Genomic DNA, 14,227 nt, shown 5'->3' on the forward strand with positions numbered 1-14,227 from the left:
CGCTCCCACATTAAAGCCTTCTGGGTAGCTGTGTAATAGATTCGAGGTCGTTGTTTCATGAGCAACACTCCTTGCGCTTACGCAGTTAGTAGTGTGTTGCATCGACGGGTTGAAATCAAGGCCGATATGAGACTTTGGGCCAGTTTCTAGCGTTAGGCAGCTGCCGACCCATAAGAGACGGTCGCAGATAATAAAATCAGCCGAAGATGGTTTAAGCGCTTCTTAGTGGCCCGTCATGACTTGAACCTGGGACCAAAGGGTTATGAGAGCAGAAATCCAAAGAAAAACACTGGGATTTTGTGTGGTTACGCCTCCAAAATATCGGTGCGTGTATTTGTGTGACTAATTTGATAAGAGGAGAAGAAACTCAAGTTCACCCATTGGATTTCAAAAAAAGTGCTTTGGAGCAATGATCTCAATACCTCGCTACTCCAGAGCACTTTTAAAGAATGCGCCAGGCGTTACTTAAAGTAATGCTTCTTTGAAGTCTGGCAAAAACCCAGACCGATGTTGGTAAATAATCTATCCGCCCTCAGCACTTTTTTTAACAAATAGTCTGATAAAGAAAATAGCCATCCCAATCATAAATAAAATTACAGCCAAACTTAACTGACCAGCAAAAGATCCAAATAGTTCTATCCACATTTTCATTTTGACCTACCTCCTACTTTATGACTATAGAACTTTCAAATAAAGATCAATTTGACTGATATCAAAAAAATTGCCTATATCAACATGAGAGTGATAAATATTTTATGATGGTATTACTCGAATTTAATGGCTTCTGGCTTTGCAATAGGTTCGCCTGCTGCTGCCCAAGCATCGAATCCACCTGATATAGACTGCACATGAAGATAGCCCATTTCATGAAGGGCCTTAGATGCAAGTGCTGCCCTACCGCTATTCTTGCAGTACAACACAATTTTCATGTCTCGAGCGCTAAAACTCGGATCATTGCTTAACTTAAACTCCAGTAGCCCTCTAGATATATGGATTGCACCTGGGATATGGCCACTTGCATACTCATCTGTCTCACGGACGTCTAGCAATACATCTGCATCCTGAATAGCCTGCGTTGCATCAGCTAATTCAACTTCCTTTATTTCAGACTTTGCTGCTGCAACCAAATCATGTGCCGTCTTCATCTCAATCCTTATTAAATGGTGTAATTATCATTATATGATAATATATAATGATAAGCAAGAAGGTTAGACCTGAGGAAGTTCAACATCTTCCATTGGATAAGCATCAGCAACATATGCTGGTCCCTTCATCACCTTCACCAAAAATGCCCCAATGGCTATAGTAAGGATTGTGAGCCAATACACCACTAGGGTACCAATCACCAAAATATCAATTAACTTGATAGTCGATCCTGTAACCTGAATATAGTCATATGCAACTAGGGCCCTGGTCACAATAGATGGAAGGAGAATGATTAAACTTCCGATGCCCAATATTGCAGGCACGCCATGAAGAATCTTTCGCTCAACCCCAGGAGGGCATGTTACAAAGCCAGGAAGAATATTTAAGAGAGTATTCATAGGCTCTTACTCTAAGCTCAATTCATTCACGCCACTTTGTTTTAAATCAAACATATTTCACCGCCACCCATTAAGAGCGCCAACCCCACTAAGAGGAGAATTTGATCAAATACCCTATAAATTCATTCCCTGCCCGCTACAATAAAAAAATATGAATACAATTTCAGGACCAATACAAGAAAATGATTATGAGAAAACAATTCATGAGCTTAATCGTGAAATTGTCAGACTTGCCTTTGCCTTGAATTTGGATTTATCCAATCATGCGTACTTGCATGAGTTCTTAACGGCCGATATTGATCGCACGCACGATCATTTTCATAAACGCGAAACATTGAAAGGTCTGATTGTCTTAAGAGGACAAATCTGCATGCAGGTCGGAGACGCTGGTATGGAGCCCCTACCTGGACCAATTCACGAATCAATTTATAAACTACTGCAAGTACATCAATCTATTGGGTGATTCAATAATTAAAAGGTGAAATCATGCTGATCAAGTGCCCTAGCTGTCATAAATTTAATCGCTTACCACTAGATAGAATTAATCAAAAGCCCATTTGCGGGATTTGTAAATCGAGCCTACTCTTAGGGCCTATCGACGCCGACCAAGCGAGCATTAAGGAAATCTTGAGCCAAAGCAAGATGCCTGTCCTTGTTGATTTTTGGGCTCCTTGGTGCGGTCCCTGCAAAATGTTTGCCCCCACCTTTCTATCTAGCGCTAAAAAGCATGGTGAAAGTATTCTTCACATCAAACTCGATACCGAAGCAAATCCAGCAATCGGTCAGGAATTTTCAATTAGATCAATTCCAACTTTGGCAGGTTTTAAAAATGGTGCCGAAATGGAGAGGGTGAGTGGAGCACTTTCTGCCCAACAGTTAGATCAGTTTATTTTGCGAATACTTTAAAAAATGCATTAAATCAATAATTTAACTAGTGATTGCAGTAGGTCTTGTAGAGAATACCCATTACATCAAGCGCTACCTCACTAGATAGTGAATAATAAATCTGCTTGCCTTCCCTCCTAGTTTGAACCAAACCCTCATTGCGTAATACAGTTAATTGCTGAGAAAGCGTGGGTTGATGTATTCCTAAGGCACTCTCGAGATCTCCAACACACTTTTCACTTTGACTTATCTGGCACAACAATAGCAATCTATCGCTATTTCCTAGCGTTTTAAGTAGCCTACAAGCCTCATTTGCAGACTCCTGCATTCTTTCCAGATCCATATTCACAGCCATATCAGGCCCCCAAGATTTTTTAGAACAAATTCGCACATCTCATTCATTTTACTTTATTATATAATATAATTAAGTAAATTAAATAACCGAATGCAGAGTCATGGATAAAAAACTAGGGATTTCAGGCCGAATAGCAGCATTCTTTCAAGGGGCACAAATTACCCCCCTGCTAGCGATTCTTGCTTTGCTTTTAGGTTTATTTGCCATCATCGTGACTCCGCGTGAAGAGGAGCCTCAAATTAATGTGACGATGGCTAATGTCATCATCCCCTTTCCTGGTGCAAGCGCTAAAAACGTAGAGGAAATGGTCTCGATTCCCGCTGAGCAAGTGCTCTCGCAGATTGCCGGCATTGAACATGTCATGTCGACGTCTCAAACAGGTCTTTCAGTAATCACTGTTCAATTCAAGGTTGGTGTCCCGAGAACAGAAGCCCTGGTAAGGCTGCACGATACCGTAGCAGCCAATTCAGATTGGTTGCCAAAAGATCTCGGGGTCATGCCCGCCATCATTAAGCCCAAGGGAATTGACGACGTTCCAATACTGTCACTGACGCTATTTTCAAAAAATCCTTCAATCACATCGTATGAGTTGGAAAAAATAGCCAATCAAATTGAAATTGATTTGAAACGAGTAAAAGGGACACGAGAAGTCGCCACCATTGGAGGCCCAAAACGGGCAATCCGAATTGAGGTTAGCCCCGAGCAAATGGCACTCAAGGGTGTCACTATTCCAGAACTCAGAATGGCGCTAGAAACTGCCAATCTAGGCATGCCAGTCGGTGATCTTCTTACAGAACAAGGAGCCGTTGCCATTGAAACCGGCCCTTTTCTAAGAAACTTAAAAGATGTGGAGAGCATTGCCTTAGGGGTTCGCCAAGGGAACCCCGTTTACGTCAAGGATGTGGCTGCAGTCGTTGAGGGGCCGATACAAAATCGACGCTTAGTTTGGCATACGGACGTGACTGATAAAGACTCTGAAGATCATCCAGCAGTCACGATTTCAGTTACCAAGAAACCTGGTGAGAATGCCGTCGATGTTTCCAATCAAGTACTCAGCCAATTGCAATCCTTAAGATCCACCCTAATACCCAAAGATATCGAGATAGCAGTCTCGCGGAATTATGGTGAAACTGCTAATGAAAAAGCTAGCAAACTCATCCAGAAACTCATTTTTGCGACATTGTCAGTAGTGGCTCTAATTTTCTTTGCATTAGGTCGTAGAGAGGCGATGATTGTTGGATCGGCGGTTGTACTTACCTTAGCCGCCACACTATTCGCCTCCTGGGCTTGGGGATTTACTATCAACAGAGTCTCCCTATTTGCCTTGATATTTTCAATTGGAATCTTGGTGGATGATGCCATTGTGGTGGTTGAAAACATTCATCGACATCAACTACTATTCCCTAATAAAAGCTTAAAAGAAATCATTCCTGGCGCAGTAGATGAAGTTGGCGGGCCCACCATTTTGGCAACACTTACCGTGATTGCTGCACTCCTACCCATGGCATTTATTACCGGTCTGATGGGTCCCTACATGAGCCCCATCCCTATTAACTCCAGCATGGGCATGCTGCTCTCACTTGCCATTGCCTTCATGGTGACACCTTGGATGGCAAGAATATGGCTTGCTCAACATTCAGATAGTCAAAAGACACACTTTAATCTCGCTCTGTGGATCAGCCCAAAGTTTAAGAAAATATTTGACCCCCTACTCAGCGATCAATCTGGAAAAAGAAATAGAAAGCTACTCGCAGGTGGGGTGATCGGAGCAATCTTGATTTCACTCTCACTACCAATGACAGGCTTAGTAGTATTAAAGATGCTGCCATTTGATAACAAATCAGAATTTCAAGTGATCTTGGATATGCCACCAAGCACTAGGGTCGAAAAGACCTCAGAGGTTTTGAGGGAAATGGGGGGAGCCTTATCTAAATCTCCTGAAGTAAGTAGCTACCAGATTTATGCAGGCACTTCCGCCCCGATAAACTTTAATGGCTTGGTACGCCAGTACTACTTTAGACAAAATCCAGCATTAGGCGATATTCAAGTTAACCTCGTAGATAAGCACCATCGCTCAGATCAAAGCCATCTTATTGCAAGTCGCATTCGCCCAGCATTGCAAGAGATTGCAAAAAAATATAACGCCAATGTCAAGGTGGTAGAGGTACCTCCAGGCCCCCCAGTCCTTTCACCAATCGTTGCTGAGATCTACGGCCCTACCCCAGAGGGCAGGCTGAGTGTAAGTAAATCAGTGAGATCCGCTCTTGAGAGAACCGATGGCATTGTCGATATTGATGACAGTAGCATCGCAAAATCGCCAAAGCAGTTCCTGTTAGTTGATCGTCGCAAGGCAAGCTTAATGGGCGTTTCTCAACAAGCGATTGTGACAACCTTAAGGGCTGGACTTGCTGGAGAAAACGTTGCTTATTTACATGATGAATCAAAATATCCTGCGCCCACTGAAATCAGGCTCCCAGAAAATAAACAGGACTCATTAAAAGAGTTGCTGAAATTGACTGTCAGAAACTCACAGCGGGAGGCAGTGCCTCTTAGCCAATTAGTATCTATCGTAGACGCAGACCGAGAGCAAATCATCTATCGCAAGGATCTTTTGCCGGTAAGCTATGTTATCGGAGATACCGCCGGAAAAGTGGATAGCCCTTTATATGGCTTATTTAAGGCCAGATCGCTAACCAAGAAAATTAAAGATCCAAACGGCAAAGAAGTGGAAGAATTCTTTACCGCTGCTCCAAGTGACCCATACCAAAGCTATGCCATCAAGTGGGATGGTGAATGGCAAGTTACTTATGAGACCTTCCGTGATATGGGCGCTGCTTATGCAGTTGGCTTAATACTCATTTATCTACTAGTTGTAGCGCACTTTGGCTCCTATCTCACACCACTCGTCATCATGGCGCCGATTCCCCTCACGATTATTGGGGTAATGCCTGGGCATGCTCTGCTCGGCGCGCAATTTACAGCAACCTCCATGATTGGCATGATTGCACTGGCTGGCATCATTGTGCGTAACTCAATACTGCTAGTTGACTTTATTAACCTCCAGGTTCGCCAAGGAATTGCTTTTAAGGATGCCGTGGTGGATGCTGCCATCACGCGAGCCCAACCTATTGCACTTACAGGGTTAGCGGCAATGCTGGGAGCATTCTTTATATTGGATGATCCAATTTTTAATGGCCTTGCAATCTCATTAATTTTTGGAATCCTGGTATCCACTGCACTCACCTTAGTAGTGATTCCCCTACTCTATTACTCAGCTTATGCACATCGAGTAGACAAAATTCTCCAATCAACCCATTAATTAATTTAAGGAATTAATCATGACCTCTTGGCAAATTGTTCGCATCATTGCAGGAATATTTATTTTCATCTCAGTAGCGCTTGGCGCTCCTGGAAGTCCATGGTTTGTAAATGAATGGTTCTTAGCGTTTACCGCTTTTGTTGGGGCCAATATTTTGCAAAGTGGTTTAACTCGCTGGTGCCTTATGGAAACAATTGTTCGCAAGTTGGGCGCTAAAGCTGGCGCATAAATTCAAAGGTTACCAATGAAACTTCTCGATATAAAACCATTTGCAGCCGCTGCTATGGCGTTGCTAGCCATTTCATCCAATTCGGCTATGGCAACAAGCTTAATGGACGTGTGGCATGAGGCACAAAATAGAGACCCGGATTTCATTGCTAGTCGCTATGAGCAGATGGCCGGGGAGAAGAGGCGTGATCAGGGAACTTCCTTATGGCTTCCAAGCATCAACTTAACCGCTCTCACCGGAAGCATGAGCTACAACACCTCAACTACTGGCGCGCAATTCTATGCACCAGGCATGGGCACTTTTAATGGGGCCAATTTCAATACCTCAGTTAATAATGGTTTCGTTAACCGATATACCGTCGGCGCTACCCAATCAATTTATAACCGCGAGCGCCTCGCCCAAAGCCGACAGCTCAATCTCTCAGCCGATGCCTCCAATCTTGGTGCTCAAGTAGCGAACCAAAATCTGATCTTGTTGGTTGCCGAACGCTATTTCGATGTCCTTAGTGCCGAAGAGTCTGTTAGATTGGTCAAAAAACAAGAAGCAGCAATTACCAATACGCGCCAACAAATTGAGAAGCGCTTTAGGCTTGGCGATGCCAGTCAAACTGATATGCAAGAAGCAAACGAGAGATTGGACACGGTAAAAGTACGCGCTCTAGATGCAAGCAATAATCTTGCAGTCAAAAAACTTGCCTTACAGGACTTATTCGGGGGCGTAGTTAATATTGAGAAATCAAAAATCAACTTAAATGTTGCGCAACTATCACTTCCAAACCTCGAAACTCATGTAGGAAAGCTTAAGTCCCAGAATATCCAACTGCAAATGCTTTCAACGCAAGAAAAAGTAGCGAAAGAAGAGGCTGAAAAGTATGGTGCAGCAGCCTCACCTAAGTTGGATGCGGTTGCACAGTCCTCCAAAGATAACTTAAGTGGATCTGGCAATTTTGGCCCCGCTAGCAATACAGCAACCAATAATTATCTCGTTGGATTACAGCTTTCAATCCCTCTATATACCGGCGGCTACCGCACGGCTAAGCAAGAAGAGTCATTGCTTTTAGTTGAAAAAACTAAAGCCGAGTACAACCAGTCTGAGCAGAATCTAGAGAGGACCTTAAGATCAGTTTGGTATTCACTCAATAGCGCAAAGGATAAGCTGACGGCATTATCAAGCGCCCAAAAGACTGGGGAAGCAAGGTTAAGCTCTACTCGGGTCGGGTATTCGAATGGCTCTCGCACCACGATGGAACTTTTGGGAGCTGAAAGCGACCTCATTGCCAATGACTATGCGCTTTATATGGAAAAAGTGAACTATCTTCTTAATCGATTACGTCTAGCTGCGCTTACGGGTGAAATCTCAGAGCAGGATCTTTCAATGGTAAATGCATACCTTAATTGATCCAACAAGGCAAACTTAAAAGAACGAAGGAAATCAGATGAGGCATTTAGAAGCTAAAAAAATGTGGGATGAGCGCTTTAATAGCGAAGACTTTCTATTCGGAACTGAAGCAAACACATTTTTACAAGAGATGGCCCCAAAGCACCTCAAAGAAAATGCCCGAATTTTGTGTATTGCAGATGGCGAAGGCAGAAACTCTACTTGGCTAGCCCAGCAGAATCACCAAGTTGATGCGTTTGACTTTTCTGATATTGCAATTGAGAAAGCAAAAAAGTTTGCGAGCAGTAAAAATGTAGAGGTCAATTACGTTGTATCTGATTGCGAGTCAATCAATTGGGAGGCGGGCGATTACGATGCAATCATTGCGATATTCATTCAATTCTCAAACCCCAAAGAACGCTCACGATTATTTAAAGATATGCTACTAGCATTAAAGCCGGGCGGCGTCTTAATCCTGCAGGGTTACACGCCCAAGCAATTGGAATATAAAACCGGTGGGCCAAGTCAGATTGAAAATTTGTACACAGAGCGAGTTATAAAGAGTTTGCTTAAGAATACAAAAATTGAAGTCTTAAAAAGCTATGAAGCAGAATTAAGCGAGGGAAAAGCGCATTCTGGAAAATCAGCGCTAATTGGGGTGGTGGCAATTAAGAAGCCAGTATCGATATGGCAGTTCGCCCTATCAGCAATTATGATGCCGATGTTTTCATAATCAGCGGTGAATTATTTTCTAGCTATTAATTACTATCAGCGAATTACATTCCTCGTTTTGCAAAATCCTTGAGCGCATTCATATTGGGAATTTGGACTGAAAGCCTTGTAACATCTGAAATCAACCCCTGCTCTGACATAGATGCTAAGGCTCTACTAATTGTTTCAAATTTGACATCCATCATCAAACCCAGATCCTCACGTCTAAAAAGAGGTGCGACTGTGTGGGAGCTCGTTTCCCTTGCCAGTTGAATAAAAAATCTGGCTAGGCGAATTTCAATGCGCCCAGTATTAATCTCTGAAAACCATGCTTCAGATTCCGAGAGCGCCTCACCCCATTTCTTCACTATCTGACGATGCAATCTTGGAGATTCCTCCCCCAGACTTGAAATAACATTTTTAGGAATCTTACACGCACGAATATTAGTAAGCGCAGTAGCAGCGTGCTTGTAATGATCACCCAATAGTGCCTCCATCCCAAATAAATCTCCCGGCTTTACAAGCCGTACAATCCTGCTGGTGCCATCAGGATTGAGATGGAGTAACTTTAAATAACCTTGACGCAAGGTATAAACATGCTGAGCAGATTCACCCTGGGAATAAATCAAAGAATTTGCTTCATACTTTAAATCGTCTATTGGAGAATGAATTTTAGAGAAATCCTCCTCATTTAACTCTGCGAACAAAGCAGAGCTCCGGATAGAGCATGACTCACAGTCGCTCTGACCCTGCCAAGCAATCTTTATATCTACAGGCTTCATCATCGCGATATTCTCAAGTTAACTCTATAGACATTATTTTATGCGTACATTTGTATATACGTTTATACGCATATACATGCTGAATAATAAATGGGGTAAAACGTTACTAATAATAAGTGAGTACGCTAGCTTTACCCTTAAAGATTCTGTATGAAAAAAGGGTATAACCAAGAATGGTAGGCAGAACTACGATTGCACCCCAAAAAATAAACCATAGGGATTCAGTAGCTGCAGCCGCTTGCCACAACGTCATTTTCCCAATAATGACATATGGAAAAATACTATAAGCAATACCAAAAAATGCCAGCCAAAAAATGGCAACAACACAGGCAAAAGGTAACCACTCCCTCTTGCTGGAGCCTTTTTCTAATGCACAAATAAAATGATTGGCGAGAAAAAATAAAATAGCGGTCGCAATGGGAATTGGGGAAAGCCAAAGAATTTGTGGCCAAGAAAACCATTTATGCATAATTTCAGGACTGAAGTATGGAGTAGCAGCAGAGACTAATGCGACCCCAAATCCAGTGAGCCATAAACTTGTTTTAGCCCATCGAAATGATTGTTGCTGAAGGGTTCCTTCAGTTTTTAAAATTAACCAGGCAGATCCCAAGAGAATATAACCTGCTGGTAAACATATTCCAACAAGGAGTGAAAAGACCCAGCCCAGAATTCCTGAATCAAAACCCACAATCAGCCGGCCGATCATGATGCCCTGAGAGACCGAGGCGATCAAACTGCCGACGTAAAACAATAAGTTCCAAAGTGGCTTTTGCTCAATATTGACCTTGACCCTAAAGTCAAATGAGACGCCTCGCAAAATTAATCCAATCAACATTGCCGCTACAGGCAAGTAAAGCTCTGTCAGTATTACCCCGTGAGCCAGAGGAAATGCAACTAGCAATAAGCCGACACCCAAAACAATCCAGGTTTCATTAGCATCCCAGAATGGACCAATCGATGCAATCATCATGTCCTTATCATGATCCGATGCCCGATTAAGGAGCATTCCGATTCCCAAGTCGTAACCATCCAGAACTACATATGACAGCATGGCAATACCCATCGCGACAAAGAAAAATAGTGGCAACCAGACTGATGCTTGGGTGAAGTCAATTGGCGTCATAACTTAAGTCCTAAAGGGGCTCCACGAGGATTCGGATTTTTTCTCAATTTGAGCATTGGGATTTTCTTTATCATCAGCCTGACGAGCCAGATAGAAAACCACCCAAATGTATGCGCTCAACAAACCTACATAAAGAGTTAAATAAGCAAAAAGTGTAGAAAAGACCATGCTTGTTGGCAAAGTTGTTGCGGCTTGAGCAGTTGTAAGCACGCCAGTAACTAAGTAGGGTTGACGTCCAATTTCGGTCACATACCAACCAGCTAAGACTGCAACCCAGCCAGAAAAGGTCATCAACACCAAACCTTTAGCTATCAACCTTGGTAGATGTCGATTTTGACGTAACTGCCACCGCCCTAACCATGAAAATAAGAGCATTAAGATACCCATGCCAACCATGATCCGAAAAGCAAAAAATACAGGGGCGACAGGAGGAATCTTCTCTCCAAATTCATTCAAACCCTTAACCTCACCATCCCAGCTATGAGTTAAGTACAGCGATGCCAACTTAGGAATACTGATCTCATAATCATTGGTGCGAGTTTGTTGATTCGGTATTCCAAAGATCACTGCAGGTACACCAGTACCGCCATTCCAAATCCCCTCCATGGCAGCTAACTTTGCAGGCTGATGATGAAGGGTATTGAGGCCGTGCAAATCTCCAAGCATGATTTGAATAGGCGTTAAAACCATGGCAACAGTGAGAGCCAACTTCATTACCAGTAAGTTTGCTGGTGAGCGACTATTCCGCAGATATCGATATGCAGAAATTCCAGCCAAGAAAAATGATACCGTCAGAAAGGAGGCCAGAAGCATGTGAGCAAGCCGATAAGGCATCGATGGATTAAAGATAATAGCCATCCAATCAACGGCATGTGCCCTACCGTCAATCATGGTAAATCCCTGCGGGGTTTGCATCCATGAATTTAAAGCAATGATCCAGAAGGCAGAAAGACTGGTTCCAAAAGCCACGAGAAAGGTGGCCAATGTATGGACTCGTTGCGAAACACGCTTTGCGCCAAAGAGCATGACTCCTAGAAAAGTTGCCTCAAGAAAAAATGCCGTTAAAACTTCATAAGCTAGTAATGGGCCAGCAATATTGCCGACTGTTTCCATATAGCCGGGCCAGTTTGTCCCAAACTGAAAACTCATCGTGATGCCACTTACGACACCTAAAGCAAAAGTTAAAGCGAAGATTTTTATCCAGAACTGATATGCCTCTTGCCAGCAATCTAATCCAGTTCGGTTATGTTGAATCTTGAAGTAAAAAAGAAACCAACCTAATGCAATCGAAATTGTCGGGAAAAGAATATGGAAGGAAATATTCGCACCAAATTGAATGCGACTATAAAGCAACGAATCGAGCACGATATCTCCAAATTAAAGTGATGCAAATATTGTGTCACTAAATTGACTATGGCGCTGGAAGGACATATTCCAAATCCTTTCGTATTAGCAAGGATTTGGAATGGTTAAGATACCAGGTTAATTTAACTTTTTAGTGCTGTAATACCAATCCACCGTGTTGTAACCTTCACTAGCGCGCTTATCAGCTGCCTCAGAAGTTTTTGGTGGTGGCACGATAACATCGCATCCTGGAGTCCATCCTTCTGGGGTCGCTACTGAATTCTTATCGCTTGTTTGCATTGCCTGCAATAAGCGAACAAATTCATCAATAGAGCGGCCATTACTCATTGGGTAATAAACCATGGCACGTAAGATGCCTTTAGGATCGATAAAGAAGGTAGCGCGCACTGCTTGAGTATCGGCCGCACCTGGATGGACCATACCGTAGGCAGAAGCCACTTCCATCTTGATATCTTCAATAATAGGGAAAGTAATTTTTTGACCAAATTTCTCTTCAATGTTTCTTACCCATGCTAAATGGGAGAAGAGACTGTCGATTGACAAGCCCAATAACTCACAATTCATGGATTTGAAGGTCTCTGCTGCTTTAGCAAAACCAATAAATTCAGTTGTACATACTGGCGTGAAATCTGCTGGGTGCGAGAAAAGAATAAGCCACTTACCTTCATAATCAGAAAGCTTCTTATCTCCAAAAGTGGTTTTTGCACTAAATTCTGGAGCTCGCTCGTTTAATCTTGGGAACTGCACTGTCATTTCACTCATGATGATTTCCTTTATCTAATTAGTGTCACAACTTCATAGTACACTACTTTATATATTTTTATATAATGTATTTTTATATGACATTTATTCAGTAAGGTTATTTAGGGCTCAAATTGCAAAAAAAGGAATATATGAACCGCATTCAGAGAAACTTCATTGGCTTAGCACTGACATTAACCGTAATATGCTCAGCTACATGGGCGCAAGTACCATTGCTTAAGGCAGGCGACCCTACCCCCAAGATAACTATCAATGATCAGCATGACAAACCATGGTCAATTCCTGCTGATACAAAACTTGTACTTTTTAGCGGCAGTCGAAATGCCAACACTATCGTACAAAGCCTCCTGACTCAAAAAGGGGCTGATTATTTAAGCTCGAAGAAAACAGTATATTTTTCAGATCTCAGCAAAATGCCGGGATTTATCACGAGAACTTTTGCGCTTCCTTCTATGAGAGATCTACCCTACTCCGTAGGAATAGTTCTGAACGCAGATGAAAGTCAATCTTGGCCAAGAGAGGATGATGCCGTAACGGCAGCCTTTCTTAATCAAGGGAGAGTTACCAAGATTGAGTTTGTTAAAAATACCGAATCACTTCAGAAAATCCTTGAGAGTCAATAAAGCGGTATAGCTGATTTAGCGAGCCTTTGGAGAGCTCGGTGGCCAAATCAAAGCCGCCGAAAGGCAGCAGTTTGAGTTCTTGACGGCCCGGGGTGGAATCGACCGGGGCTGAGGATCTAGCCCACTCATCGATTTATTCGATTACCTTGCCCAGTTAAATTCGTTGGACTGATATCCATATAAGGAACAAGATAACCACATCGCAATCAATAACTGATGGAGTTAAAAATGAAAATCCAAAATAGATTAGCAGTTATCGCCGAGGGCTTGTATTTTATTAATCATGGCTATGAGAAAGATTTAGCAACCATCCTAAAGCCCCAAATATATCCTCAGTAAAAGAAAGGGCTGTGGTGCTTGTAACTGGGTTGGGAGAAGTTGACCGCTGCCTACAGCACCGCCCTATCTTTTGCTTGCTTAGTAGCGCATGATGAGCAGATAAGTAACTTCACATTGAAATTTTTATAAAAACAAGGGCATAAAATGAGCACAAAAATAGATATTGGTATTAGTGAAAAAGATCGAAAAGCCATCGCAAAAGGATTATCTGAGCTTTTAGCTGACAGCTACTCTTTGTATTTGATGACCCACAACTTCCATTGGAATGTAAAGGGTCCGATGTTTAACACGCTTCACACTATGTTCATGGCTCAATATACAGAGCAGTGGGCGGCACTAGATTTAATAGCAGAACGCATAAGGGCACTTGGGGAGCCAGCACCTGGAACTTATAGAGAGTTCGCAAAACTGACCTCAATCAAAGAAGTTGAAGGGGTGCCAAAGGCAATGGATATGGTGAAGCATCTTGTTAAGGCTCAAGAAGCAACAGCGAAAACTGCTCGTAAACTTTTTCCCTTAGTTGAAAAAGCAAACGATCAACCTTCCGCAGATCTTCTGACTCAACGACAAGATATCCATGAGAAAACTGCTTGGATGCTAAGAAGCCTATTGGAGGAGTAAATCCAACGATGTCGTTTAAAGCGACATCGACTGATACAGGGATGCGTAATCCTCCGCTCTTACGGCTGCTTTCGACCTTGATTTCAACCCGTCGATGCAACAGTTAGGGCAAAACGTTCTGCCGGTGTTTGATAGTTTAGTGTTTTTCTAGGACGTTCATTGAGTTGCCTTGCTACAGCATTGAGTTTGGCT

The 14,227-nt window shown here is 42.7% G+C and carries 16 protein-coding genes; 8 read left to right on the top strand and 8 right to left on the bottom strand.

The window, feature by feature from the left end; genetic code table 11:
* Positions 1–522: 522 nt before the first annotated feature.
* The 3 genes from ICN30_RS11065 to ICN30_RS11075 form a co-directional block, all read right to left on the bottom strand.
* Entirely contained in the window at positions 523–651 is a 129-nt protein-coding gene (locus ICN30_RS11065) for a DUF3149 domain-containing protein (RefSeq protein ID WP_082783992.1), read from the bottom strand.
* 113 nt (positions 652–764) lie between these two features.
* Positions 765–1,145: a rhodanese-like domain-containing protein gene (locus ICN30_RS11070; protein WP_062306413.1), complete on the bottom strand. Its 381-nt coding sequence runs from the start codon at positions 1,143–1,145 to the stop codon at positions 765–767.
* Between the two features lie 63 nt (positions 1,146–1,208).
* Entirely contained in the window at positions 1,209–1,544 is a 336-nt protein-coding gene (locus tag ICN30_RS11075) for a hypothetical protein (protein ID WP_062306415.1), read from the bottom strand.
* A 151-nt stretch (positions 1,545–1,695) separates the two neighbouring features.
* Here ICN30_RS11075 and ICN30_RS11080 point away from each other — a divergent pair, with 151 nt between their 5' ends.
* Both ICN30_RS11080 and trxC read left to right on the top strand, forming a co-directional pair.
* Positions 1,696–2,007 (top strand): hypothetical protein, encoded by a 312-nt coding sequence (locus ICN30_RS11080; protein WP_216275698.1) that lies wholly within the window; start codon positions 1,696–1,698, stop codon positions 2,005–2,007.
* 23 nt (positions 2,008–2,030) lie between these two features.
* Positions 2,031–2,450, top strand: a complete 420-nt coding sequence (gene trxC, locus ICN30_RS11085) for a thioredoxin TrxC (protein ID WP_216186608.1) — start codon at positions 2,031–2,033, stop codon at positions 2,448–2,450.
* 25 nt (positions 2,451–2,475) lie between these two features.
* Here trxC and ICN30_RS11090 read toward each other — a convergent pair whose 3' ends face one another.
* Complete coding sequence (locus tag ICN30_RS11090) at positions 2,476–2,784, bottom strand: metalloregulator ArsR/SmtB family transcription factor (RefSeq protein ID WP_216186606.1); 309 nt, start codon at positions 2,782–2,784, stop codon at positions 2,476–2,478.
* A 100-nt stretch (positions 2,785–2,884) separates the two neighbouring features.
* Here ICN30_RS11090 and ICN30_RS11095 point away from each other — a divergent pair, with 100 nt between their 5' ends.
* The 4 genes from ICN30_RS11095 to ICN30_RS11110 are packed head-to-tail and all read left to right on the top strand — an operon-like array spanning position 2,885 to position 8,442.
* Positions 2,885–6,103: an efflux RND transporter permease subunit gene (locus ICN30_RS11095; protein WP_216275700.1), complete on the top strand. Its 3,219-nt coding sequence runs from the start codon at positions 2,885–2,887 to the stop codon at positions 6,101–6,103.
* A gap of 19 nt (positions 6,104–6,122) precedes the next feature.
* A complete protein-coding gene (locus tag ICN30_RS11100; protein WP_015420581.1) occupies positions 6,123–6,332 on the top strand; it encodes a DUF2892 domain-containing protein in 210 nt (69 codons plus the stop codon).
* Between the two features lie 15 nt (positions 6,333–6,347).
* Positions 6,348–7,730, top strand: coding sequence for a TolC family protein (locus ICN30_RS11105; protein ID WP_216275703.1), 1,383 nt, complete (start codon positions 6,348–6,350; stop codon positions 7,728–7,730).
* Between the two features lie 37 nt (positions 7,731–7,767).
* Positions 7,768–8,442 carry a bifunctional 2-polyprenyl-6-hydroxyphenol methylase/3-demethylubiquinol 3-O-methyltransferase UbiG gene (locus ICN30_RS11110; RefSeq protein ID WP_216275705.1) on the top strand — a complete coding sequence of 225 codons (675 nt, stop codon included), beginning with the start codon at positions 7,768–7,770 and terminating at the stop codon, positions 8,440–8,442.
* Between the two features lie 43 nt (positions 8,443–8,485).
* Here ICN30_RS11110 and ICN30_RS11115 read toward each other — a convergent pair whose 3' ends face one another.
* The 4 genes from ICN30_RS11115 to ICN30_RS11130 all read right to left on the bottom strand — a co-directional run bounded on the left by ICN30_RS11115 (position 8,486) and on the right by ICN30_RS11130 (position 12,452).
* Positions 8,486–9,202: a Crp/Fnr family transcriptional regulator gene (locus ICN30_RS11115; protein ID WP_062307287.1), complete on the bottom strand. Its 717-nt coding sequence runs from the start codon at positions 9,200–9,202 to the stop codon at positions 8,486–8,488.
* A 106-nt stretch (positions 9,203–9,308) separates the two neighbouring features.
* Complete coding sequence (locus tag ICN30_RS11120; protein WP_062306434.1) at positions 9,309–10,325, bottom strand: cytochrome d ubiquinol oxidase subunit II; 1,017 nt, start codon at positions 10,323–10,325, stop codon at positions 9,309–9,311.
* 3 nt (positions 10,326–10,328) lie between these two features.
* On the bottom strand, positions 10,329–11,693 hold the full coding sequence (locus ICN30_RS11125) for a cytochrome ubiquinol oxidase subunit I (RefSeq protein WP_062306437.1): 1,365 nt from the start codon (positions 11,691–11,693) through the stop codon (positions 10,329–10,331).
* A gap of 114 nt (positions 11,694–11,807) precedes the next feature.
* On the bottom strand, positions 11,808–12,452 hold the full coding sequence (locus ICN30_RS11130) for a peroxiredoxin (RefSeq protein WP_216186624.1): 645 nt from the start codon (positions 12,450–12,452) through the stop codon (positions 11,808–11,810).
* Between the two features lie 131 nt (positions 12,453–12,583).
* Between ICN30_RS11130 and ICN30_RS11135 the strand changes: the two genes are divergently transcribed.
* Positions 12,584–13,075, top strand: a complete 492-nt coding sequence (locus tag ICN30_RS11135; RefSeq protein ID WP_216186622.1) for a hypothetical protein — start codon at positions 12,584–12,586, stop codon at positions 13,073–13,075.
* A gap of 483 nt (positions 13,076–13,558) precedes the next feature.
* Complete coding sequence (locus ICN30_RS11140; protein WP_216186620.1) at positions 13,559–14,035, top strand: Dps family protein; 477 nt, start codon at positions 13,559–13,561, stop codon at positions 14,033–14,035.
* The last annotated feature ends 192 nt before the right edge of the window (positions 14,036–14,227 follow it).

This window comes from Polynucleobacter sp. 31A-FELB, from assembly GCF_018882405.1.
GTDB lineage: Bacteria > Pseudomonadota > Gammaproteobacteria > Burkholderiales > Burkholderiaceae > Polynucleobacter.